The sequence below is a fragment of the Paenibacillus sp. J22P143 genome (assembly GCF_059692035.1).
In genome coordinates this window covers 93,505-117,734 of the sequence record NZ_JCAUAQ010000013.1, presented here as the reverse complement: position 1 = coordinate 117,734, position 24,230 = coordinate 93,505, and the positions used below count along the sequence as shown (strand labels likewise).

Here is a 24,230-nt window from a genome sequence, read left to right as displayed (position 1 = left end):
GGAGAGGACTATAGGGGGAATTTCAGAAATAACGCTATTAGTTTTGATGCACGCTTATCTCATATAGTCACTGAGGTTAAGGCGTTATTCGAGTGTGTCGGGATAAATTGTTCATTACGACTGCAGTCGATATACAGGGGATACACACCTTCTTGAATAGGAGGGGAGATCGTTCTGCTAACCGCAGAAACCGCTTTAATCATTGGCTCTTGTAAGTTTGAAGTAGTCTGTCTGAGGCGTTTACTCTTCTCGAATACATCGATGACCATAAAGTACATGATAGATAGCACGATAAAACCCAATCCACAGATTTGTAAGTTTTGCATCCTAGTACGCCTCCTATGAATCATTTTTCATAGATTAACGTATTTAAGCCGCGATGTCGCTCGAAAATCGGTGTCGTATTATGACATATTGTCATATGTCTCCTAAACGTGTTGTTTGATCTTGACATAACCAGTGAGAACCATTATCATTCGATATAGAGTAACTAAATGAAAATGATTATCAATTGGTGACGAATGTGAACAGCATCATGAGGGGGCTAATCGGGATGAATAATAGCGATAACGGTATTGGCGTCGGGACCTTGCAGGTCATTGCAGATTTTCAATTAGAGCGATGGCTGCATACCCTCACTCATGAAGATCATGGCGCAATTTCCGAGGACCCGAATTGGCAGCAGCTTACACAGTTTGCAGCCTATCATGCGATCAACGCATGGTACACAGTACCTGTAGCTGCTCGGACGGAACAAGTAATAAAGAACGAGTTCGAAAAAAAATGGACGAATAAAGTTCGAAAATTTGGATCGGAACCATTTTATAGCGAGGTTAAGGAACGTGTCATAGATCAGTTGTATCAAATTCTGACGAACGAAAGTCGGATTGAATGGCCGCTTATTTTATTTGAAAGCATGGATGTGTGGATTGAAGAGCTTGATATGGGTTTATCGATGATCGTTCAAGCGATGGAATCCTCGCAGCAATCCGTTGTGATACATAAATTTGTCATGGATGACAGCGCGGCATCGCTTGCACTGTTTACACATATGTCGGTGGTTTTTTGCAACAAAGCTTTCAGAGGGATACCTGTGCAACTGCAAGTCGTAAATCTGATGAGCGGTAAGCAGCATCGTATCGAGACGAACAATTGTGCCATGGACCAATCGCTTGATTACCTTAGACTTGTGAAAGATTTGTACTTAGAAAGTCGCAGATGTACCTGCTGCAGAGAGGAGGGCATTCATGGAAATAAATTCGACATGGCAGTCCACCAATGACTTGCTGTCCCTATGTTTTACGACATTAATGGCTTCCCCAGAGGGTGTCCTGTATGCGGGTACTGAAGGACATGGTGTTGTCCAGTTTTCGCCTTTACGCTCATGGGAAAGTGCCTCACAAGGATTGCCAGAACATGTTCATGTGTTCCGATTAGATTGGGTCGAAACTCAATTATTCGCTTCCACGAGCCACGGATTGTATCGCTTAGAGGATGAAGTGTGGCAGGTAACAAATGTCACAGATACCTGCTATAAGGCAATAGGATGGGGTGATCGATTTGTTTTATCGGAGAATGGTTTGCTCTGTGGGAATGATGAGGACTGGTTACCTCTTGCCTATCGCGGGAAGAAAACCTATGATTTGCTAGTTACGCCTCATTTTATATTCTTGGGCTATGAAGATGGCGTCGCGTTTTACGATTTATTTACCGGGGATTGGTGTAGTATGCCGCTTCCTCAAGCTGTGACAAGTTTAGCGGTATTCAACACAATGCTGATCGGAACGACGGAGCGCGGAGGCTTGGTTGTTGGCAATAAGAATGGCGGCTTCCATCATCATCGGTTTGAGGGGATGTTTTTGAATCGCTTAGTCCCTGATCGCGGAGAGGTTTATGTGTGTGCGAATACGGGGCTCTATAAACTGATCGAGTTCAGAGGCAACATCATGCTGCATGCGTTGAATGCACAAGCTGAGGTGACCGATCTGCTGATTTGGCGAGATATGATGGTCATTTCGACGCGTGGTTCAGGTATTAAATATAAACATGCCGATAAGACAGGTTTTCAAACGGTCTTGTGATAGAAAGAAGCTCTCAGCGTTCAATTCGCTTGGAGCTTCTTTCTTTGGTATTCTGATTCTCATGGGATTTTCTTTTGCCCGTTGACCATTATCCTTCAGGGTGCCATAATCGATTACAAAACGACGCAGGCAGGGAGTCAACCAACCATGGGAGTACGTTCCGTCATTGATGCTTATCGACATATGAAGATTAAAAACAAGTTGTCCATTCTGATCACGATGGTCATCGCGATTTCGTTATCAGTTACGATCCTCATTCAGCAGTATGTATTCTCTATATATGACGGTCAAATCTATGAGAAATCCTCGCGTGTGCTGAATTTATCGTCAACCGCGATAGAAACGGAGCTCAAGCGATTAGAGCAGTTATCTTACAGGATTTTGGCAGAGGAGCAGGTACAGGAATGGTTAACTTTGCTGAAAAAAAATCCGTCCGATTATGACCGTCTTATTATTAGTCAATACTTAATAGACCGATTGATCAGTTATTCAGGCGAGGAACCCTATTTATTTTCCATCCAAATTATGGATGCAAGAGGCAACGATCATGAAGGCGGCAACATGAAGAGGATGGATGCTGAAAGGAAAAGGCAAATCATGGCTGTCGCTGCGGAGGGAATGGGGGAAAATCGCTGGATATATCCCGACAGTAAGGATTCGGCGCTGATTGCCACGCGGGAAATACGCTCGTTTCACAAAACGAACTTTGACTTAGACTATTTAGGGACGCTTGTGATCCGTATTAATATAGAGAAAATTGTTCGCGATATCGCACCGGAAGAGGGCGATGTGATGATTGTGTCCGATGGGCATGTCATTTTCCCGAGTGAGCCTTCCTTTGATTTAAGTCGGATTGCCAAGCCTATGAATACGGTTAAAGGGTATGAAATCCAGAAAATTGACGATGAAGAATATTTCATTGCCCAAATACAGTCGCTGAATACAGGCTGGACTTATTTGAATCTTACGCCATTTAATCAAATCTTTGACCGTATCATATTTATTAAGGAAATGGTCGTTTTCGTCTTTATTGCCATCTTCGCAGTCGTCATTTTGTTAGGTATTCGTTTCTCGTACAGCTTAACTCGACCAATCGACGAATTGATGGTGCGGATGAAGCTAGCGGAGAAAGGGAATTTTGAAGAAGCGAATTTATTTCCGTCAGGCGGGCAACTCGCGATGAATGAAATCGGACTCTTACAGCGGAGCTTCCGATTCATGATTGAACGCATCAACACATTAATCCAGGAAAATTATGCGAATCGACTTTTGATCAAGGAAACGGAATTTAAAGCCTTGCAGTCCCAAATAAATCCTCATTTTCTGTACAACACGTTGGAATCCATTAATTGGATGGCAAAAGTGAATCGGCAATCCAAAATTTCCGAGATGGTGGAGGCGTTAGCGTATTTGCTTCGCCACTCCGTCGATTTGAAGGAACCGATTATTACACTAGGTGAGGAAATTGATATCGTCCGCAGCTATGTGACGATTCAGAAAATACGCTTCGAAGAACGTTTGGTGTTCAAACTTGATGTACCTGAAGAATTAATGAATCGCGCCATACCCAAGCTGACGCTCCAACCGCTGATGGAGAATGCGATTCATTATGCGCTGGAGTCAACGATCGAGCCTTGTGAAATCTCGATCCGAGGCTGGAGTACGGAAGACAGGATCTTCCTTGCGGTTGAGGATACAGGGCCAGGTATGCCAAGAGGCGTGATTGAGAGACTGCGAAGCGGCGAAGTGACGACCAAAGGTAAAGGCATCGGACTCCTGAATATCGATGATCGGATTAAGCTTGCCTTTGGCGAAGCCTATGGTATTCGGGTGGATGACGCTGCTGAGTATGGCGCTTCCATCATTCTTAGTTTGCCAAAAGGACAGGAGGAATAAGAGATGCGCAAAGTATTGTTAGTAGACGACGAAAGAATTATACTGGATGGCATTTCGCGATTGGTGGATTGGCCGTCCTTACAAACCGAGCTTATTGGGACTGCGCGTAATGGCGTGGAAGCCTTTGAATTTATTCAGAAACAGGCTCCAGATATTATTATTAGTGATATTCGTATGCCTGGGATGGATGGACTTGAGCTCGTTGCACGTGTTCATGAGGCCTATCCTCATATTCGATTTGTGTTGCTGTCAGGGTTCGGTGAATTTGATTATGCGAGCAGAGCCATGCAGTATGGGGTTAAGCATTATTTGCTCAAGCCAACGAATGAAGGGAAAATCGGTGAAGCGCTGCAGGAAATCGTGGCGGAGCTTGAGCAGGAAACGAGTAAGGAGTCGTTCGTTCGGAATATGAAGGCGGAGCTTGAGAAAGTGATGCCGCATGTGAAAGAGCAATTCCTGAAGGAGTTCGTCACGAATAAAACGTACGGAAATTGGGATTGGGACTATTTTCGAAACATATTTAAGCTTGACTTTGATTACCAAATTCGACTTCTTCTTTTCCAGTTGGAAGAGGGCTTTGAATTCGAGCATTTGTTTGCCATTAAGAATATTGCCCAGGAGATACTGGATAGTCCCCTCCTGAGTACAACGATTGGAAATCATGTTCTAATTCTAATTGAAGAATCGGATCACATCGATCAACTCCATGAGCGTATTTATCACATAAGGGACACTTTTCACATGTACTACAAAATGGATGCGACGATCGCGCTTAGTGAGCCGAGCCATATAACAAAGGCTAGACATCTGTATAAGCAATGCCTGCATCTCTTGAATTACCGTTTTTATCTGGGGGAGGGCAGTCTCATTACCCGTAAGGACACAGAGGTCTCCCAAGAAACTTCACCGAAGGAGTTGGGGTGGGACGAGGAACGACTGAATATGTCGGTGAGATCTGGTCATCGCGAGGAAGCAGAGGCAGCTTTGCATGCCTTTATCGGAGGGCTGAAGGAAGCGCAGCTGGACATTGATGCGACAAAATCGTATGTCATTCAGCAGTTCGTATCGCTTGTACGTCAGTGTGCACCGGATGAAATGAATCATTATTTCACACAAATCCCATTGATTGTGGAAATGAACACGCTTCAAACGATACAGACATTCTTGGAAAATGTTGTCATTACGATGACGGACCGATTCTATGGAATCAACAAAGTTAAGCATAGTGCGATTGTTCAGAAGGTTATCGATGTCATTAATGCGCAGCTCGGGAATTCAGATCTCAGCTTGAATTGGGTGGCGCATGATATGCTGTATATGAATGCGGACTATCTCGGGAAATTATTCAAGAAGGAAACCGGAGAGAAGTTTTCCAATTATGTCATGAAAGCTAGAATTAATCGAGCTACTGAAATGATCGCTGAAGATGCGGATATCAAAATTTTCGAGCTGGCAGAGCGACTTGGTTTCGGAGACAATCCACAATATTTTAGTCAAGTATTCAAAAAATATCGAGGTTCTACACCCTCTGAATATATGAAATCGTCAGACACCTCTGCATTTTAAACAAACAGGACTGTATTTTGGATTCACGTTTCCCCCTTCCGGCGCGATAATACGAGTAGAAATAAACCGATTACACCTTTGGGGAGGAAATACAGATGAAAAAAGTTATGTTCACCGTGATCTCTGCCGCAGTTCTACTTGCAGGTTGTGGTACTAACGGATCAAGCGGATCAACAAGCACGCCCAATACGGGTACCAGTTCGAGCCCAGCAGTAAGCACAGCACCTACGACGAGTGCCAAGGCAGATCCAGTTACATTGCGCGTTGCCTGGTGGGGTGGACAAGCACGTCACGATTATACATTGAAAGTGATTGAATTGTACCAGCAGAAGCACCCGAATGTGAAAATTGAATCGGAGTATGCAGCATTCGATGATTATTGGAAAAAGCTTGCGCCACAGGCTGCTGCTAACGGATTACCCGACGTGTTTCAAATGGACATCTCCTACCTTACTCAGTATGGAACCAGAGGACAGTTGGAAGATTTCGATCCTTACACAAAGAGTGGCGTTCTAAATGTAAAAGATATTAGCGAGAACAACCTTTCCGGTGGAAAAGTGGATGGTAAGCTAGTTGCGATTAATGCTGGCTCCAATGCCCTTCAAGCGACGGTTGATCCGCAAATGCTGAAGGATGCTGGGATTACACCGAAGCAAGACTGGACGTTTGCCGACTGGGATGCGATGGGCGCACAATTGAAGTCCAAAGGAAAGCTGCTTGCTGCTGACCTTCGACATGATGTCTACTTCCCGTTCTTCCTTAGAGGTCAAGGCCAGAAAATGTATGGAGCTGACGGAGCTTCACTCGGTTACACCGATGACAAACCGTTCGTTGAATTCTACACAATGTACAAAAAATGGTACGATTCCGGTTACCTCCTGCCGCTGGATAAGCTAGCTCAGAAAAAAGGAACGCCAGAAGACGATGAAGTGGCACTTGGCAACGCAGTTTCGTCAAACGGTTGGTCCAACCAATTTATTCTTGTTAACACCGCTGCTAAGCGTTCCCTTGATATTCTACCGATCCCGGGCTGGAACCTGAACAAAGCGCTATACTTGAAGCCAAGTATGTACTGGACAGTAGCGAAATCGTCTAAAGTTAAAGAAGAAGCTGTCAAATTCGTAGACTTCCTTATCAATGATATTGACGCGAACAAAATTATTAAAGGCGAGCGCGGCGTACCCGTTTCCTCCAAAGTGAAGGAAGCGTTACAGCCTGATCTCACGCCAGAGCAAAAGAAAGTATTTGAATACGTCGCTTGGGCTGAGAAAAACAGCTCTCAAATGGATCCTCCGAACCCAGTAGGTGCGGTTGAGGTTGATAAATTGCTCAAGGATACAGTTGAGCAAATTCTATACAAGAAGCTGACGGTTGAAGAAGGCGCGACCAAATTCCGTAAGGATGCAACGGCTATTCTAGCTAAAAATAAGAAGTAAATACGTAAGGCTCCGTGAATTCATCTGCGGAGCTTTTTTTTGATGAACAAAACGGAGGGAGGGATGCACCTGCTGGCTGTCGAAACTCGGCTAATTAAACAAAATGAACGGTTTTTTGCATTCATGGCGAGATCAAACCTCTTTATAATACAGATAGAAGAGAAGAGATGAGGCGCGGTGCCTCTCATTCCAGAGATCAAACATATAGGGGTTGATTAACAATGAACAAGCTGCGGAATAACGATAACCTAGTCGGGTATGTGTTTGCTTCTCCGTTTATACTAGGCTTTCTCATTTTCACATTGTATCCAATCATTTCGTCGCTCTACTACTCATTTACGGACTACAACTTATTTGAAGCACCAAATGTGATTGGTTTTGATAATTATCAGAAGATGTTTACAGCGGATGATAAATATTGGAAGTCACTTAGCGTTACCTTTACGTATGTGTTTGCCAGCGTTCCTTTACGACTGATTTTCGCCTTAGCGGTCGCTATGCTATTGAATAAAGCAGCTCGGGGGATAGGGGTGTACCGCTCATCCTTTTATCTTCCTTCACTGATCGGCGGCAGTGTTGCCGTGTCGATCATGTGGACGCAAGTGTTTGGTGACAAAGGCTTATTGAATTCCTTCCTAGGCGCAATTGGTATACATACAGACATTTCCTGGATCGGAAATCCAGCGACGGCGCTGTGGACATTAATTGCTTTGTCCGTGTGGCAGTTCGGATCATCCATGCTGATCTTCTTAGCTGGTCTCAAGAACATCCCGTATTCCTACTATGAGGCAGCGAGTGTAGATGGCGCAAGCAAGGTACGACAATTTTTCAATATTACCTTACCTCTGCTTAGCCCGATCATTTTGTTCAATCTAATCATGCAAACGATATCTGCCTTTATGACGTTTACACCCGCATACATCATTTCACGAGGCGAGGGCGGACCGCTCGATAATACCTTACTTTACTCGTTGTATTTGTACCGTAGGGCGTTCCAATTTTACGAGATGGGTTACGCATCAGCGATGGCATGGGTTATGCTTTTGCTAATCGGCCTCATCGCACTGGTTCTTTTCCAAACCTCCAAGTACTGGGTGTATTACGAATCGAAAGGAGAGCGGTAGCATGATCAACCTCAGCATGAGAAAAACCTTGAAGCCCTATGTGTATCATATTATTGTAGGCGTATTAGCCTTGATCATGGTCTATCCGATTCTTTGGCTCATTGCGAGCTCGCTTAAACCGAATGATGAGATTTTTACAACGGCCTATAGCTTGATTCCTAGCAAAATCGCTTGGGGGAATTACGTTTCCGGCTGGAAGGGCTTTGCTGGAAATACATTCGCAACATTTTATATAAACTCGTTCTACATCGTTATATTGTCGACGATTGGCGCGGTTGTTAGCTCGGCGTTAGTCGCTTATGCTTTCGCACGTATCCCGTTTGTAGGCAAAAACTTCTGGTTCACTTGTATGATGATAACGATGATGCTTCCCCATGACGTAACGATCATTCCACAATATGTGATGTTCTCAAAGCTGGGCTGGCTATCTTCCTTTAAACCAATTATACTTCCGCAATTTTTTGCGATACCATTCTTTATCTTTCTCATTATGCAATTTATCCGCACGATTCCGATCGAGCTGGATGAAGCAGCGAAAATGGACGGTTGCAGCAAATACGGTATTTTCTTTCGAATTTTAGTTCCATTAATCGTACCATCACTCATTACGGCGACCATTTTCTCGTTCTACTGGCGCTGGGAGGATTTCATCAATCCGCTGCTCTATTTAAATAAACCATCGCTTTATCCAGTGTCACTGGCCCTGAAGTTATTCTTGGATGGCGATTCGCTCAACAACTGGGGCGGGATGTTCGCAATGGCATCGCTGTCACTCATTCCGATTATCATCGTGTTCTTCCTGTTTCAGCGTTACATTGTGGAAGGAATCTCTACGAGCGGTTTGAAAGGTTAATATGATGAGAGAGGAACTGTGGGACATGCCGAAATTAGTTTTTGATGAAAATGAGATCAGATCAGCTATCGACCGTGTGGTAGACCGCACGTTTCGAATGGACTTCGGTTGGGATTGGCCTGGCGGTGTCGCGTTTTATGGCGTTTGCGAAGCCTATGCGGCGACAGGAAATGAATCGTATCTGACCAGGCTGAAGGCTTGGGTAGATGAAAATATGGAGGATGGCTTGCCGAAGCTTTCCGTTAACGCGGTGTCCATCGGACATTCCCTTCTTACCTTATATGAAGTGACGAATGAAGAGAAATACCTCGATACCATTAAGGAAATGGCAGATTTCCTATGCATAGATGCGGAGCGTTTTGGCGATGACATTCTCCAGCATACAGTGAATTCTGAAACCTACAATTTCCCTGAGCAAGCTTGGGTGGATACGATGTTCATGGCTGGTTACTTCCTGCTACGTGTGGGTAACTTGCTCAATATTGATGACTATTTCGAGATTGGTCTGAAGCAGTATCATGGACATGAGAACGTGTTGCAGGATGCGAAGACCAATCTGTATTATCATGGTTGGGATAACATTGCTCAAAACAACATGTCCTCCATGTTCTGGGCGCGTGGGAACTCTTGGGCAGCGCTTACGATGGCGCGTGCGCTCCATCTCGTATCTGTCACGCATCCTTCGTTTATGATCATTGATGGTTCATTGCGTGATCAGCTGAGCGCACTTGTCCGATTGCAGGATGAATCAGGCTTATGGCACACGATTCTTGATGATAGGGCGGCACCCTTAGAGACATCTGGTTCTGCAGGGATTGCTACAGCATTGCTAACGCGAGGAAGACTGTATAACAAATATACGCAGAAATCGATCGACGGTATCTTGGCTCGAATCACGGAGGAAGGCACCGTAACAGGCGTATCAGCTGGGACAGCTGTCATGAAAAACGCCGAAGGCTACAAAGGCGTGCCTGACAAACGCATCCAAGGGTGGGGACAAGGATTGACCTTGACATTCCTAGCCGAGGTGCTTCGCTCGAAGAAGGATAGCTTCGGAAACGGTTGCTGAATTTGCAGTAATTGAACTCACATCCGTTACAAATAAGTAAAACCAAAGTCCTCTCAGCCAATTTGCTGAGAGGACTTTGGTTTCTTTAATAATACGACATCTTGAAGCTTCTATTAAGTCAACAAGAAACAAAAATAATACAAAAAATACAAAAGAACTCTCGTTGTTGGTGGTACTTGATACAGACTATACTATGATTACAAACATGAATGATTCAATGCAAACGAATAAGGGATCGAAATCGTATTATCAAACATATTTAGGGGGAGTTATTCCAATGAAAAACATGAAAAAAACATTGATACTTGCGACTTTAACTGCTTTAACGCTTTCTCTGACAGCCTGCGGTACATCAAAGCCAGCTGCTGAAACTTCAAAACCAGCAGCAAGCTCGGAGGCTAAAGCTGCTGACAAGAAATCTGATCTTGTCGTGGCTGGTGTTGTATTCCAAGAAGACCAGTTCATGAAACTTCTGTCTCTCGGTTATCAAGATGCGGCAAAAGCAGCAGGTGTTAAAGTGCTGACGGGAAATACAGGTAACGACCAAGCAAAAGAATCCGAGCTAGTCAACACGTATGTGTCACAAAAGGTAAATGGCATCGCGATATCGCCTTTGAATGAAGATGCCTCGATCGCAGTTTTAAAGAAAGCGGATGATGCGGGCGTGAAAATCGCGATAACGAATACCGCTCTCACGAAAGCGCCTTTTGCAGTTGGGGGATATACGTCGGACAACAAAAACATTGGTGCAACCACTGGTAAAGAAGCAGCTCAATTTATTAAAGAAAAACTAGGCGGTAAGGCGAAAATTGCGATTGTTCAATTCAAATCGGCACTTCCGCAGCAGAGCGCTGATCGCGTTAATGGATTCCTTGAAGAAGTAAAGAAAGTCAATCCAAATGTTGAAGTTGTCGCTGACCAAGATGCTTGGATTCAAGATAAAGCTGTAGCCGTAACAGGCGATATTTTGACAGCGCACCCGGATGTTAACTTCATTTGGTCAGCCAACGAAGGCGGCACGATCGGGGCAACGATGGCTGTGAAAAATGCCGGCAAAGCAGGCAAAGTGTTTGTATTCGGAACAGATGCTAGCGACCAAATGATATCGATGCTGAAAGATAAAGATAACATTCTCCAAGCGATTACTGGGCAAAATCCTTACGATATTGGTTTTAAAGCAATGGAACTGCTGATTAAAGGTCTAAAGGGTGAAGATATCAGTGCGAGCAAAGGTAAAACGACCATTGTAGACGGCGTTCTGCTTAGCCGTTCCAATCCAGATGGTATCTCCAAGTTCGAAGCTGATCTAAAGTCGAAAATGAGCAAGTAGTCCTCGGTTATTTTCGAAAATGGGGTTGCCTAAATTGAAAAATGAGGCAACCCCATACCTTATAAACGTGAGAGAACTGTGAGGTAGACCCCATGAGTGTATTGGAAACGAGTAAAATTACTAAAGAGTATCCTGGTACTATGGCCTTGGATCAAGTTTCGGTATCGTTCGAAAGCGGAAAGGTGCATGCGCTGCTTGGGAAGAACGGATCCGGAAAATCAACCTTGCTCAAAATTTTTTCGGGTGCAGTCGAGCCTACACGGGGAGATGTCTTATTGGATGGAGCGTCCTTGAAATTTCGCGATCCGAGAGATGCTTTTGCGAAGGGGATTGTGACTGTTTACCAGGAGTTAAGCCTTGTGCCCGGTTTGACCGTAGCGGAAAACATTTTTCTTGGTCGAATGCCCATGAAGGGCATGATCGTGGATTGGAAAAAAACTTACCAGATGGCGAATGACATTTTAAATGAGCTGGGTGTGGAAATTCCGGCAGAAGAAATGGTCTATAACTTAAGCGTTGGGCAAGCCCAAATGATTGAAATTGTAAAAGCAATGAGCTATAAGCCGAAAGTTCTGCAATTGGATGAACCGACATCTGCGCTTGCGAAGAACGAAATAGAATCCTTGTTCAAGATGATCAGGGAGTTGAAAAAGAAGAATGTTATCATTATCTATGTTTCGCACCGTCTACATGAACTTTGGGAAATCGCGGATACTTGCACGGTTTTGCGTGAAGGACAATTTATCGGCATGGCGCCCATGCAGGAGCTGACCCGTAAAGATGTGATTGGCATGATGTTTGGTGATGTGGAAATTCGAACCCGTCCCGAAAATTTAACCATATCGAGCGAGGTTGTGTTGGAAGTTAAAGGACTGACGCGCAAGCATAAATTTCAGGATATATCCTTCCAGTTACGAAAAGGCGAAGTTCTTGGCATCGCGGGAATGCTCGGATCAGGTCGAACAGAGCTGCTCAAATCGATTTTCGGCGCAGATCCGTTTGATAGAGGCGAGATTTATTGTAACGGGCGGAGAATGCAATCTCCTACCCCAGAAAAGATGAAAAAAGCTGGGCTTGCTTATACGCCGGAAGATCGCAAGCATGAAGGGCTGATTCAAATTGCTTCGATCAGGGATAATTTATGTGTGGCAAGCTTAGATTTAATAGCTAAGGGTTTATTTATCCGCAAACAAGGCGAAGAAGCGTTCGTACAAAAGCAAGTAAATGACCTTCAAATCAAGGTGGCGGATGTGAACCATCAAGTTTCCTCTTTATCCGGAGGAAACCAACAGAAAGTAGTGGTCGGCAACTGGTTAAATACGAATCCGAGCATTATGATTTTCGATGAACCGACACGAGGCATTGACGTCAATGCCAAGCAGCAAATCTTTCAAATCATTTGGGAGCAGTCTCGCAAAGGAATTTCTAGCATTATGGTCTCGTCGGAGCTAGAGGAGCTGCTCGAGGTCTGTCACCGTATTCTCATTTTGAAGGACGGTAAGATTTCAGGGGAATATGTGCCGGAAGAATTAACAATAGATGAGCTGTATTCGTTAAGCATGGGAGGGGAAGCATCTTGAAAACATCAGAGTTCGTAAAACTACCTTCTTCTTCGTTTGATGTGAAGAAGAAATTAAGCAAACATGCCTTAGAGATCATACTTGTGGTCATCGTTATCATGATGTCGTTTGCTTCATCTGGGTTTTTAACAACGGATAACTTGCTGAATATTTTACGAAATATGGCTTTGCAGGGCTGTATTGCTTTTGGCATGACAATTGTCATTATTGCGGGAGAAATCGATCTTTCCATCGGGTCAACGGTTGCCTTAACGGGGGTCATTATCGGTCTTACGACCGGCAAACTTGCTGACGCGGGTATGTCGATGGATATCGCCGTCATTTTCGGGATTCTTTTATCTTTTATCGTCGCTGGATTGATCGGATTGTTCAATGGGTGGCTCTTAAGTAAATATAAAGTTCCCTCTTTCATCATAACCTTGGCTATGTTAAATGTGATCTATGGGTTCGCTGCAATCATTTCGAAAGGATTTCCTGTAACAACATTGCCATCATGGTATAATGTACTCGGAGCGGGCCAAATCTACTCGATTCCGATTCCGGCTATTATTTTGCTCATTGTATTCGCCATTATCTTAGTCGTAATGAACTATACCAAATTCGGGCGTTCTGTCTATGCGGTAGGAGGCAATCCGGAGTCGGCACGTTTATCAGGCATTAATGTCCCCCGTGTCAAAATTGTTTGTATGGTTGTCGTCCAACTGTGCTCTGCGCTTAGTGGTGTACTCGTTTCCTCACAGGTCATGTCCGGCTCATTCAACTTTGGAAAAGGTTGGGAGATGATTGCGATTTCATCTGTTATTATAGGCGGTACGAGTTTGTTTGGTGGCATCGGCAAAGTATGGGGAACGTTTATCGGCCTTATTTTTCTGGGTGTACTGATCAATTCGATGACGCTCCTGAATGTCAATGAATATGTTCAATATGTCGTTCGCGGGCTTCTAATTTTAGTTGCTGTACTGATCACTACGATACAATTAATGAAGAAACGCAGTTGATCCAAGTTATACGATATGAACGATGGTATCCCTTTTTCCTGTCATTGCAGGGCAAAGGGATTGTTCCATCTCAAGAGGAATGAAATTTGGATGATATTTCAAAACATTAGTTTTCGAACGAAAATGTTCATAAGTATGGTCATCGTCATCATTATTCCGATGATCATTGTCAGTACCTTACTCTATCGCAGATCCGCACAATCCATAACGGATCAAACTTCCAAGGTGGTCATTAGCAGCATCGATTTCGCTGTCAATAATATTGATGATGCGCTTGATAATATGACCGGATTAAGCAAGTTGATTCTAACAGATAACAGGCTTCTAACCCTTGCCGTGCAAGATAAGTGGCTGTCTTCTGAAGCGAAAAATGGAAAATACGTAGAAATGCTGGACTTGCTCCGTTTCTTTATCACTCGCATTAAAACTCAAAATGTGTTGGAAGGAACCGATTCATTTTATTTATATTTGGTAAAGCAGAATACACTCATCGATTCGAAATCAACGTATTACGAAGATATTGATACGAATAACATTGATTTTATTAAAAAAAGTCAAAACAAAGACGGTATTGAACACTGGTTTGTGTCAACACCCGTCGATTATTATAGTCTGAACCGCATTTCTACACGGTTGGAAGACAGTAAAATGATTACTTTTAATAAGGTTTTAACAGATGAAACGGGAAATTCGCTTGCTATTCTGGCTGTCAATATCAATGAGAATTATTTTAGTGATTATTATAGAAAAATACAAAGAGGCATTCCCGGGGATTTCGTCGTCTTGGATGAGAATTCCAATGTAATGGCCCATTCAGACAAGAGCGTTGCAAGCACCAATGGAAACCTTTATTCACAGATTAACGGTAAGATTCAATCAACGGGAAAAGATAGCGGCAGCTTTTTTGTCGATTCGAAGAAACAATTCGTCTTCTATTCCATCTCCAACTACAATCAGTGGAGGTATGTTGTCGTTATCCCGTCGTCAGAGATTTTAGGTAAAGTCTATGAAATCAGAAATTTTTTCTTCGTCCTTATTTCAATTACGGCTCTCATCATTTTTCTGGTTAGTTACTTTTTATCGAATTTATTTTTCAAACCATTGTTAAAGCTCATGAAGGCGATGCAAAAAATCGGCAACCGAAATTTGGATGTAAGGATACAAGACAATCGTCAAGATGAGTTTAGTCAGGTATATCAGGGGTTTAATGATATGGCCGATGAACTCAATGCACTTGTTAAAGATTTAGCTAATGAAAAGTTTTATAAACTGGAAGCTGAAATCAAACTGCTGCAAGCTCAAATTAATCCTCATTTTTTATACAATACCCTAGATTCGATCTACAGTATCGCGAAAATTAAAAAAGTCGAAGAGATCTCACAAATGGTTGCTGCTTTATCTAAATTTTTCAGAGTCAGTTTAAGCAGCGGCAGAGATATCGTCTCGTTAAAAGAAGCGGTAAGTCTGATTGTCAATTATTTAACGATATTGAATATTCGATATCGTGGTGAAATCAGTTTTCATGTGGATCTTCCAGATGAATTTGTTGATTGTCAGGTCCCTAAGATGCTGCTACAGCCAATTGTTGAAAACTCGGTTTATCACGGAATTGAAAAGGCAAACGGAAGGGGGCATATTTCGGTTGCAGTGTCATCTGCTAATGGTATCCTGCGGATTATTGTGGAAGACAATGGTATAGGTATGAAGAAAGAAGAATTGTTGCAATTAAGGGAATATCTCCAAATGGAAACGTCAGAAGAGACGCCCAGCTATGCCCTCAGAAACTTGATTAGACAGATCCGTTTAAAATACGGCTCCCACTATGGAATAGAAATTGATAGCGTTTATGGGGAAGGTACGAAAGTAACGATAGAAATCCCGATAGCAATCAGAGAGGAGCTGGCAACATGATCAAAATGATGGTTGTGGATGACGAAGCATGGGTGCGAGAAAGGCTAATTCATACGATAGATTGGGAGCAACTAGGGATCCAGGTCATAGATGAGGCGAAATGCGGTCAAGAAGCGCTGGAGAAAGCACTTCATTTGAAACCTGATATCATTTTGACCGATATCCGTATGCCTAATATGGGAGGACTTGAGCTTATTCAGTCCTTAAGAAGTCATCAGTTACATGCAAAAGTCATTATTATCAGTGGCTATAGCGACTTTGAATATGCAAAGAAGGCGATTTCTCTTGGAGCTTTCGATTATATATTGAAACCAGTGGAAGATGACGATTTGCTAGGCGTCGTGAAAATATGTCTGGAGCAAATTCTGGCTGAAAAAAAGAAAGAAGAATTGCTGCAAAAGGCGGATACGCAAGTCAATAAGCGGTTGCCAATGTTGAAAGAAATGATGTTTGCTAATCTGGTAAATGCGCGAATCCAGAACGAACGAGATGTACTAGATGCTCTGAACGATATACAGTTTGAATATGTAAATATGAATCATTGTTGCGTTATTTTTCAAATCAAAGAATCGGAAGAAGATGGCACTCAGTTGGATGCCGATTTCGCACAGTTTGTAATCGGGAATTTGGTCACAGATATACTTCGAGAGATTAATTGCAAAGCAATTACGTTTGCAAACTCTAATGAAGTAGTAGCAATTGTGTCTTCTAACCATGCATGTGAATATCTTTGCCAACAGTTCGAATCGGCAGCGTTCGATCATATGATCAATAAAATTTTTGGATGCGCTGTCGACATCGGTTATGGAGAATGGTGCTCCAACATCATCGATATTTCTTTATCATACCGACAGGCGAAGCAGTCTTTGCTGATAAGCAGTTTTCTCTATCAGGAACGCCGCGCGATCTCTGATATTTCCGCGAAATCGGAGAAGTATAAGCATTATGATATTGAAGGTTTAGTTAATTCAGTTAAATTGGGCGATAGGGAATCGGTACTTATTCAATTAGATCAGCTTGTGGAAGAAAATAAACAAACGAATCTGATTGAATTCAAGTTTTTATATTTTCATATCATTACCTCACTAACAAGATCTGCCATACAAGGCAAGCAATCTATGGATAATGTCTCCAACTTTAGTTTACAGTTTTTCGAATTACTGCAAAGATCTCAAAACGTAGGAGAAATTCGTCAATTATTTGAAGAAGCCTTATTAAAAATCATGGCTTATTTAGAAAAGACACAAATGAAGAAGAAACGAAAAGTGATCGAGAAAATTGTTGAATATATGGAGGAACATTATAACGAACCCATAAATTTGAACACGATTGCAGAAGCATTTTTTATGAATGCGTCTTATTTAAGCAAAATTTTTAAAGAGGAAATGGACATTTCGTTCAGTAGATATGTGATGGAATGTCGGGTGGAGAAAGCGATTGAACTCATGAAAGATCCGACGAAAAAAATTTATGAAATTGCGGGTATCGTAGGGTATGACGATGTTCAATATTTCACAAAATTGTTCAAAACCATTAAAGGTGCAACACCAGTGCAATATCGGGAAAAGCTTCGTTAAAAGTAGGAGGGTACTTAATGCCATATGGCTGCGGTACCCTTTTTTTGTATGGAGCGGTATAGTTTAAGTTTGCGAGAAAAAGTCGCACTAACTACTTGGTGCGACCATACTGCTTTCCGCTTTTCAACATACGTTGATACATTTTGCGATTTGACATGTTTTTCAAAGGGTAAAACTGAGGCCGCGTGTTCACTTCCAGAATCCACGGCTTCCCCTTAGAATCAAGTGCGACGTCGAGCCCTAATTCTCTGAACCCTTTGACATGGTGGTCAAAGTTGTTGCCAACGGAAACGCCGAGCTGTTTCAATTCTATTTCCTGCTCACGAATCACGGATTTGGAATAGCCTGCTCCTAACAACGTAGGCTGAAAATACCCAACGGTACCGCCTTGATTGTAGTTGGTGGCCACTTTACCCTCTCTTCCAATTTTGGTGAAAAGTCCGGTGTTGACCCATTCTCCTTGATTCGTCTTCTGCATCATGACGCGAATGTCGAAAGGTCTTCCCTTCGTTTTCGCGAGTTGAATCCCTTTCTGCAATAAAAAGGAACGTTTATCGGCGAAATGGGAGAGTTCTGAATACAGTCGCTTCTTCGTCGAGTAGAAAGCCTTTTTTCGATTCAATTGGGTTTGAAAGCCACTTGGTTTCCGCTTAATTCGAATAATATTAAAACCACCTGAACCGCTAGTGGGCTTAAAGAAGACAGTCTTATAAGAAGAAAGCATCGAATCCAAATTCTTCTTCGTAAAAAGCTCGGTTCGAGGGACGTATTGGCGTAAATCGGGTTGCTGAAGCAGCCATTTTGTTTTACGCCATTTGCTTTTTATTGATCTGCTTTTATATGTGGGCATAGGGTGTACACCTCTTTTTGACAGCGTATGTGAGGTGAACCCTGCTTGTCAGTGCGTTTACCTAGCTGCTGCACCAATTTTGGGGTTAGTTATCCTTAAGTAGTGTCTACTCTACGTTAGTAAATTGGATCACCTTGTGCTCGTATCGGCCAAGCGTCAGCTTACCCTCACGGTAACGTGTTCCCGTAATCGGATCAACGCCTTCCCATGGCAGCGTCACGCTGCCGCCGGCTCCGTCCATGTTCACAACAACCCACACCTCATAACCATCGCCTTGTCTCGGAGCGACAATCGTACCCGCCGTCACATCGGTGCGGAGAGTAACGCCAGCATCATCCGCATACCGCGAGATGAGCTTGTTCAACAACTGCTCGCCTTCGTCGCCAGTCGGCATCGAGCCGAGCATCACGATCTTGCCCTTGCCATACGTGCGCTCCGTGATGAAAGCCTGCCCAACCGCCAGTCCGATTTCGACGGTTCCAACAGCAATCGCTTCCTTCGTCTCGAAGACAGCGCTCCAAAGGGAAAGCGGTGCAGCGACGCCAAACGCACTGCCAACCGATCCACTGCCGTCCATTGGAAACGTATAGACGGTTTCCACGCCTGCAAGTTCCTCCAAAACTCCAAGTGCAGCATTCATATGCATCGTGTGTTCTTCGGTGCGTCCGCCGGAGAGAGGGCCAACAACCCACACACCGCCTTCGGCAACAAACGCAGCAGCACGTTTCATAAAATCCGCAGAAATATAGGGAAGGAAAGGTGTAAACAACAGCTTGTACCCAGTTAGTTCTGCGCCTTCCGGCACGATATCTCGGTGAAGCCCTAAATTCAGTATCCGCTCATAGAACCCGGTTACCAGAGCTCGATGATTTAGCTTTTGATGCGGTTCGGTTTTTAGAAACGCTTTGGAGCGATCCGAATACGTCATAGCAACCTCAGCTTGCATGGGCCGTGTCGCTAAGATCGTCGCTTCAATCTCCTGCCTCGCTTGTTCAACCTCAAGCACGTTAGGAAAACCAACCGTAGGCTTGCCCCAAGTGCTAATGACAGAGCCATGAGGCTGTTCGCAGCCTGAACGCTGCTGTCTCCACAGCCAATAGCAGAAAGCTTCTGCGCCTAGCGCATAAGCGGCAACCGCTTCCGCTTTGAGATAGCCATTCGGATGCGGTTTCGCATAGCTTGCGAGAGACGCAGCATGGGAAGGACTGGTTTCCATGATCCAGTAATCCCGTCCGCGCTTAAAATTCCGCCACAAATCGTTATTTAATAAATAGTTGGCCGGATGATCATACGTCGCGTAGGTATCGAAGGACGCAAAATCTAGCTCGCGAAACAGCCGCTCATTATCCACGCTGAAAGCGACGCTGCTATTGTGCGTAATTGGCGCATCCGAGAATTGGCGGATAATGGCCGCTTGTTCGTCCGAGAACTGTGCGATTTTCTCCATTGAAAACAGTTGGTACATCGTGCTTAGAGAGGAGTTATGTAAGAACGGCGCTGGACCAGGCTGTGGTACTTGCTCGAAGCTGTGGTAGTATTCGCTCCATATTTGGGTTCCCCATGCCTCATTCAACGTTTCAACGGTCTCGTACCGCTCTTCTAACCATTCATGCCACTGCGTAAGGCAAGTTCCACACATACATTCTGATACATGCGCTTTGAATTCATTGTCGATCTGCCAACCGATCACACCTGGCAAGCGTCCAATGGCCCGCGCAATGTGCTCGGTAATGATAGCAGCTTTTTCCCGGAAATAGGGATGATTCGTACACGCATGCTGCCTTGAACCATGGCTCATAACTTGCATCTGCTCATTCACATACATCCGCTCAGGATGACCGTGCGTAAACCATATTGGCGGCGTAGGTGTCGGCGTGCACATGACGGTATCTATCCCATTTTCATGCAAGAGGTTAACCATTTTCACAAAAAATCCTAGATCAATATTCCCCTCGGTTGGCTCCATATTCGACCAAGCGAATTCGCCAATTCGCGCGACGTTCATGCCTGCTTGTTTCATTAGTCCAATATCTTGCTCAATAACCGCTTGATCCCAAAGCTCCGGATACCAGGCCGCACCGTGATATAACTTGTTTCCCATTTCCATCAACCATCCTCTACATCGCAAAGTTAGTTTCTACTATAAGTGCTACCTTGCCTCAGGGGCAATAACACATTCTTGCTGGAAATATTAGGGGATTTCAACTGTTTTGACGGGTTTGCACTTTCTTGATGCATAGTAGAATGCAGAGATTGGAAGGGCTTACAAGAATGTCTGATTGGCGGTAAATGCCAGGAAATGCATAATAGGGCTACAAACGCTCACAAAGCGATCATGACATGGAGGTGAAAAGGATGAAGCAGGCAACTGCTCCTAACAACAGAGAGATTGTTCAGATGTCCCAAGCAAAGGGGCTTCGCAGATCGCAGGTGTGGGCAAGGTTGCGTAAGGATAAATGGATCTACGCATTGTTAACACCCGGCTTATTGTATTTCATTATTTTTAAATATGTGCCCATGTGGGGCGTGCTGCTTGCCTTTAAGAATTATCAACCCTTTCTAGGCTTTTGGAAAAGTGACTGGGTCGGCTTAGAGCATTTTCGTGTATTTTTTCAAAATCCCGAATTTTTCATGCTCCTCCGAAATACGTTGTTGCTCTCCTTATATAATCTGGTGTTTTACTTCCCGGCACCGATTGTACTTGCACTCTTACTGAATGAGATCAAGGTAAATATGTATAAAAGAACGATTCAAACATTAATTTATGTGCCTCATTTCATATCCTTAGTGATTGTGGCTAGCTTGACCTATGTCTTCCTTACAACGGAAGGCGGACTCGTTAACGAGCTTTTACAGAAGTATTTTGGATATAAAATAAACTTCTTAGCGACTCCTGAATGGTTTCGACCGATGATTATCATTCAAACGATGTGGAAGGAATGCGGCTTTGGAACGATTATTTTCTTAGCAGCACTGGCTGGCGTTGATGTAGAGCAATACGAAGCAGCCATTATGGATGGGGCCAATCGCTGGAGACAGCTGTGGCACATTACGCTGCCATCGATTCGCAGCACCATCGTGATCCTGCTTATTCTTCGCATGGGAGATATTATGGATAATGGCTTCGAACAAATTTTCCTCATGCTGAATCCTTTGAACAGGGACGTAGCAGAAGTATTTGATACCTATGTGTATATGATGGGGATCACGCAAGGCGCGTTCAGTTATAGTACAGCTGTCGGCTTATTTAAAGCAGTTATTGGCGTCATCCTGGTACTCGGTGCGAACTGGACAGCGAAACGGTTCGGACAATCTGGCATTTACTAATACGAATATGATAGGTAAAGGAGGAGAGAGGTTTTGGCAAAGCAATATAAGAGCGTTTCCGGAACCATCTTCGATGTAAGCAATTATCTTGTACTTGGTGTCATAGGCATCGTTGCCATTCTGCCATTTCTCTACGTCATAGCAGGGTCATTCGCATCTGATGCGGAGCTGACGAAACGCTCGGTCTTTCTGATACCAGAGACGTTTACCTTAACTGCTTATCGTTTTATTTTCTCGACGGATACGATCGTGAAGAGTATTGGGGTTTCTCTGTATGTCATGGTTGTTGGTACCTTCGTGAACCTGTTCTTCACCGTGACGATGGCCTATGCCTTATCCAAGCGGAGCTTGATGGGGCGGAATACGGTTTTGAATTTGATTATTTTCTCGATGCTGTTTGGCGGAGGCTTAATTCCTACCTATCTCGTTATTCGCCAGCTTCATATGCTGGATACGTTCTGGGCGTTGATGATTCCTGGTGCGATTAGCGCCTTTAACTTGATTATTGTCAAAAACTTTTTCCAAGAGCTCCCACCAGAGCTGGAGGAAGCAGCAAAAATCGATGGCTGTACGGAACTCGGTCTTCTCTGGCGGATCGTACTACCGTTATCCATGCCTGTACTGGCAACCTTCACGTTATTTTATGCCGTGGGCCATTGGAATAACTTCTTCTCAGCCTTGCTGTATATCAACGATCCCGCCAAGTGGCCGTTGCAAGTCATGCTCAGACAGATTGTTTTACTGTCACAGGCTGCAGCAGGAGATCTCAATTCCATGGATCCGAATTTCGTGAAACCGCCCGAGCAATCCATCAAGATGGCTGTTATCGTCGTCGGAACTATACCTATTTTGTTTGTCTATCCGTTCCTGCAAAAGCATTTTGCTAAAGGGGTCTTGATTGGTTCGGTCAAGGGGTAACGGATTCAGATAGAAGTAAGTTCATAACTTAGAGGAGGCATGTTAGATGAAAAAGAACACGAAAAAATGGGTTACCGTAGCAACCGTTGGTACAGCTGTCATGACGACTATTGCTGGTTGTAGTAGTGACAAAGGGGGGACAGCAACACCCGCAGCATCGACTTCCCCAACACAAGCAGCGACACAGACCAAAGCTCCAGAGAACTTAGCTCCGCTTGATCTGAGCATCATGCTTCCGATCTTCAAAACGAATTTCCCGAAGGATGATGGTCCTGTTACGACCGAAATTGAGAAGAAAACCAATACGAATATTCACTTGGAATGGGTGCCTAACGCTTCATATACAGATAAATTCAATATTACACTCGCATCAGGGAAGCTGCCTCAGATCATCTATGTTGGTGATGTGAAGAACCCGAGTTTCGTTAACGCAGCCAAATCGGGCGCATTCTGGGAAATCGGGAAATATTTAAAGGATTACCCAAATCTCAGCAAAGCGAACCAAGTCATTATGAACAACTCATCGGTTGATGGGAAAAACTACGGTATTTACCGTGGGCGTGCATTGGGGCGAAATGGTATCAACTATCGCAAGGATTGGCTGGAAGCTGTCGGTATGCAACCTCCGAAAACGATTGATGATTTCTACAATATGCTCAAAGCGTTTAAAGAAAAAGATCCTGACAAAAATGGCAAAGATGACACATATGGCATGGTATTGGTCAAATGGACGGGGCAATGGGCAAGCAGCTTTGATATTATGAAGCTCTGGTTTGGAGCACCGAACAAATGGGGCGTGGTAGACGGTAAGCTCGTACCAGAGCATCAAACCGCTGAATATCTCGAAGCGCTTAAATTTATGAAGAAGCTATATGATGAGAAGCTAATCAATCAGGATTTCGCTGTGTTTGATTCATTGAAGTGGAACGATCCAATTGCCAACAATCAAGCAGGGGTCGTCGTAGACGTAACAGACAATGCCACACGTATGGATGATAAAATTCATGCAGCGCTAGCCAAGGAAGGCAAAGATAATCCTAACATTCATTATGTCGATAATATGATTGGCGTCACTGGCAAAAATGGATTGAAAGCACTGCCTACCGCCGGCTTTGCAGGTATTCTAGCGATCTCAAAGTCCACCGTAAAAACAGAAGAGGAACTGAAGCGAGTTTTGAAATTCTTGGATCAAATGAACGAGCCTGAACTTGCAACTTTAGCTGGCTACGGTATCGAAGGTAAGCATTATACGAAGGAAGGCGAAGCGCTTGTGCTGAGTAAGGATACCGCTCTTCTCGAATCCGAAGTCGAAGGCTTGAACCAAATGCTGCCATTCATCCCGGAAGATCGCGGTTTGAAAGTGAAGCAAACACCGCTTCGTTTGCAAACAACGAAGATTCAAAAAGAAGCAGAAGCGAACATCGTGGCAAACCCAGTTGAGCCATTCATCTCCAGTGTATACTCGCAAAAAGGTCAACAACTAGATAACATCATCAACGATGCGCGTATTAAATTCATTGTCGGCCAAAGTGACGAAGCGGCTTTGAAGGCAGCGTTCGAAACTTGGAAGAAATCAGGCGGGGATGATCTCGTGAAGGAAATGAATGATTTGTATGCAGCTGCGAAGAAATAAGGATAAAGCATTTGGTGTTAAAGCAAAGGGACTGCTAAGCAGTCTTCTTTGCTTTTTTTCGCTCTGCTTAGTGGAAGAACA

At 43.9% G+C, this 24,230-nt stretch carries 19 protein-coding genes; 16 read left to right on the top strand and 3 right to left on the bottom strand.

The window, feature by feature from the left end; translation table 11 throughout:
- Nucleotides 1–59: 59 nt before the first annotated feature.
- Nucleotides 60–326: a hypothetical protein gene (locus tag AC58PQ_RS18335; RefSeq protein ID WP_497243986.1), complete on the bottom strand. Its 267-nt coding sequence runs from the start codon at nt 324–326 to the stop codon at nt 60–62.
- Nucleotides 327–553: 227 nt separating this feature from the next.
- Between AC58PQ_RS18335 and AC58PQ_RS18330 the strand changes: the two genes are divergently transcribed.
- From AC58PQ_RS18330 to AC58PQ_RS18270, 13 genes are all read left to right on the top strand, one after another.
- A complete protein-coding gene (locus AC58PQ_RS18330) occupies nt 554–1,282 on the top strand; it encodes a hypothetical protein (RefSeq protein ID WP_497243984.1) in 729 nt (242 codons plus the stop codon).
- A complete protein-coding gene (locus AC58PQ_RS18325; protein ID WP_497243982.1) occupies nt 1,248–2,081 on the top strand; it encodes a hypothetical protein in 834 nt (277 codons plus the stop codon). The genes AC58PQ_RS18330 and AC58PQ_RS18325 overlap by 35 nt, the downstream gene beginning before the upstream one ends.
- A gap of 147 nt (nt 2,082–2,228) precedes the next feature.
- Entirely contained in the window at nt 2,229–3,977 is a 1,749-nt protein-coding gene (locus tag AC58PQ_RS18320; protein WP_497243980.1) for a sensor histidine kinase, read from the top strand.
- A gap of 3 nt (nt 3,978–3,980) precedes the next feature.
- A complete protein-coding gene (locus AC58PQ_RS18315) occupies nt 3,981–5,543 on the top strand; it encodes a response regulator transcription factor (RefSeq protein WP_497243978.1) in 1,563 nt (520 codons plus the stop codon).
- Nucleotides 5,544–5,638: 95 nt separating this feature from the next.
- Nucleotides 5,639–6,979: an ABC transporter substrate-binding protein gene (locus tag AC58PQ_RS18310; RefSeq protein ID WP_497243976.1), complete on the top strand. Its 1,341-nt coding sequence runs from the start codon at nt 5,639–5,641 to the stop codon at nt 6,977–6,979.
- Nucleotides 6,980–7,200: 221 nt separating this feature from the next.
- On the top strand, nt 7,201–8,103 hold the full coding sequence (locus AC58PQ_RS18305) for a carbohydrate ABC transporter permease (RefSeq protein WP_497243974.1): 903 nt from the start codon (nt 7,201–7,203) through the stop codon (nt 8,101–8,103).
- A 76-nt stretch (nt 8,104–8,179) separates the two neighbouring features.
- Entirely contained in the window at nt 8,180–8,956 is a 777-nt protein-coding gene (locus tag AC58PQ_RS18300) for a carbohydrate ABC transporter permease (protein ID WP_497244042.1), read from the top strand.
- Between the two features lie 25 nt (nt 8,957–8,981).
- On the top strand, nt 8,982–10,025 hold the full coding sequence (locus AC58PQ_RS18295) for a glycoside hydrolase family 88/105 protein (RefSeq protein WP_497243972.1): 1,044 nt from the start codon (nt 8,982–8,984) through the stop codon (nt 10,023–10,025).
- 277 nt (nt 10,026–10,302) lie between these two features.
- Nucleotides 10,303–11,355, top strand: a complete 1,053-nt coding sequence (locus tag AC58PQ_RS18290) for a substrate-binding domain-containing protein (RefSeq protein WP_497243970.1) — start codon at nt 10,303–10,305, stop codon at nt 11,353–11,355.
- Nucleotides 11,356–11,447: 92 nt separating this feature from the next.
- Nucleotides 11,448–12,935, top strand: a complete 1,488-nt coding sequence (locus AC58PQ_RS18285; protein ID WP_497243968.1) for a sugar ABC transporter ATP-binding protein — start codon at nt 11,448–11,450, stop codon at nt 12,933–12,935.
- On the top strand, nt 12,932–13,933 hold the full coding sequence (locus tag AC58PQ_RS18280; protein ID WP_497243966.1) for an ABC transporter permease: 1,002 nt from the start codon (nt 12,932–12,934) through the stop codon (nt 13,931–13,933). Before AC58PQ_RS18285 ends, AC58PQ_RS18280 begins: the two co-directional genes overlap by 4 nt.
- 90 nt (nt 13,934–14,023) lie before the next feature.
- On the top strand, nt 14,024–15,844 hold the full coding sequence (locus AC58PQ_RS18275; protein WP_497243964.1) for a sensor histidine kinase: 1,821 nt from the start codon (nt 14,024–14,026) through the stop codon (nt 15,842–15,844).
- Nucleotides 15,841–17,421, top strand: coding sequence for a response regulator transcription factor (locus AC58PQ_RS18270; RefSeq protein ID WP_497243962.1), 1,581 nt, complete (start codon nt 15,841–15,843; stop codon nt 17,419–17,421). Before AC58PQ_RS18275 ends, AC58PQ_RS18270 begins: the two co-directional genes overlap by 4 nt.
- A gap of 91 nt (nt 17,422–17,512) precedes the next feature.
- Here AC58PQ_RS18270 and AC58PQ_RS18265 read toward each other — a convergent pair whose 3' ends face one another.
- Complete coding sequence (locus AC58PQ_RS18265) at nt 17,513–18,271, bottom strand: YheC/YheD family protein (protein ID WP_497243959.1); 759 nt, start codon at nt 18,269–18,271, stop codon at nt 17,513–17,515.
- 106 nt (nt 18,272–18,377) lie between these two features.
- A complete protein-coding gene (locus AC58PQ_RS18260; RefSeq protein ID WP_497243957.1) occupies nt 18,378–20,372 on the bottom strand; it encodes a beta-galactosidase in 1,995 nt (664 codons plus the stop codon).
- A gap of 254 nt (nt 20,373–20,626) precedes the next feature.
- On the opposite strand from AC58PQ_RS18260, the gene AC58PQ_RS18255 reads away from it, so the two are divergent.
- Genes AC58PQ_RS18255 through AC58PQ_RS18245 form a run of 3 tightly spaced genes read left to right on the top strand, consistent with a single transcriptional unit; the run spans nt 20,627 to nt 24,149 of the window.
- A complete protein-coding gene (locus tag AC58PQ_RS18255; RefSeq protein WP_497243955.1) occupies nt 20,627–21,598 on the top strand; it encodes an ABC transporter permease in 972 nt (323 codons plus the stop codon).
- A 33-nt stretch (nt 21,599–21,631) separates the two neighbouring features.
- Nucleotides 21,632–22,516 carry a carbohydrate ABC transporter permease gene (locus AC58PQ_RS18250; protein WP_497243953.1) on the top strand — a complete coding sequence of 295 codons (885 nt, stop codon included), beginning with the start codon at nt 21,632–21,634 and terminating at the stop codon, nt 22,514–22,516.
- Between the two features lie 46 nt (nt 22,517–22,562).
- Nucleotides 22,563–24,149, top strand: coding sequence for an extracellular solute-binding protein (locus AC58PQ_RS18245; protein ID WP_497243951.1), 1,587 nt, complete (start codon nt 22,563–22,565; stop codon nt 24,147–24,149).
- Nucleotides 24,150–24,230 lie beyond the last annotated feature (81 nt).

Coding starts and splice junctions, on each gene's coding strand:
- AC58PQ_RS18335 (WP_497243986.1), bottom strand. CDS start 326: ATGCAAAACTTACAAATCTGTGGATTGGGTTTTATCGTGCTATCTATC.
- AC58PQ_RS18330 (WP_497243984.1), top strand. CDS start 554: ATGAATAATAGCGATAACGGTATTGGCGTCGGGACCTTGCAGGTCATT.
- AC58PQ_RS18325 (WP_497243982.1), top strand. CDS start 1,248: ATGGAAATAAATTCGACATGGCAGTCCACCAATGACTTGCTGTCCCTA.
- AC58PQ_RS18320 (WP_497243980.1), top strand. CDS start 2,229: ATGGGAGTACGTTCCGTCATTGATGCTTATCGACATATGAAGATTAAA.
- AC58PQ_RS18315 (WP_497243978.1), top strand. CDS start 3,981: ATGCGCAAAGTATTGTTAGTAGACGACGAAAGAATTATACTGGATGGC.
- AC58PQ_RS18310 (WP_497243976.1), top strand. CDS start 5,639: ATGAAAAAAGTTATGTTCACCGTGATCTCTGCCGCAGTTCTACTTGCA.
- AC58PQ_RS18305 (WP_497243974.1), top strand. CDS start 7,201: ATGAACAAGCTGCGGAATAACGATAACCTAGTCGGGTATGTGTTTGCT.
- AC58PQ_RS18300 (WP_497244042.1), top strand. CDS start 8,180: ATGGTCTATCCGATTCTTTGGCTCATTGCGAGCTCGCTTAAACCGAAT.
- AC58PQ_RS18295 (WP_497243972.1), top strand. CDS start 8,982: ATGCCGAAATTAGTTTTTGATGAAAATGAGATCAGATCAGCTATCGAC.
- AC58PQ_RS18290 (WP_497243970.1), top strand. CDS start 10,303: ATGAAAAACATGAAAAAAACATTGATACTTGCGACTTTAACTGCTTTA.
- AC58PQ_RS18285 (WP_497243968.1), top strand. CDS start 11,448: ATGAGTGTATTGGAAACGAGTAAAATTACTAAAGAGTATCCTGGTACT.
- AC58PQ_RS18275 (WP_497243964.1), top strand. CDS start 14,024: ATGATATTTCAAAACATTAGTTTTCGAACGAAAATGTTCATAAGTATG.
- AC58PQ_RS18270 (WP_497243962.1), top strand. CDS start 15,841: ATGATCAAAATGATGGTTGTGGATGACGAAGCATGGGTGCGAGAAAGG.
- AC58PQ_RS18265 (WP_497243959.1), bottom strand. CDS start 18,271: ATGCCCACATATAAAAGCAGATCAATAAAAAGCAAATGGCGTAAAACA.
- AC58PQ_RS18260 (WP_497243957.1), bottom strand. CDS start 20,372: ATGGGAAACAAGTTATATCACGGTGCGGCCTGGTATCCGGAGCTTTGG.
- AC58PQ_RS18255 (WP_497243955.1), top strand. CDS start 20,627: ATGAAGCAGGCAACTGCTCCTAACAACAGAGAGATTGTTCAGATGTCC.
- AC58PQ_RS18245 (WP_497243951.1), top strand. CDS start 22,563: ATGAAAAAGAACACGAAAAAATGGGTTACCGTAGCAACCGTTGGTACA.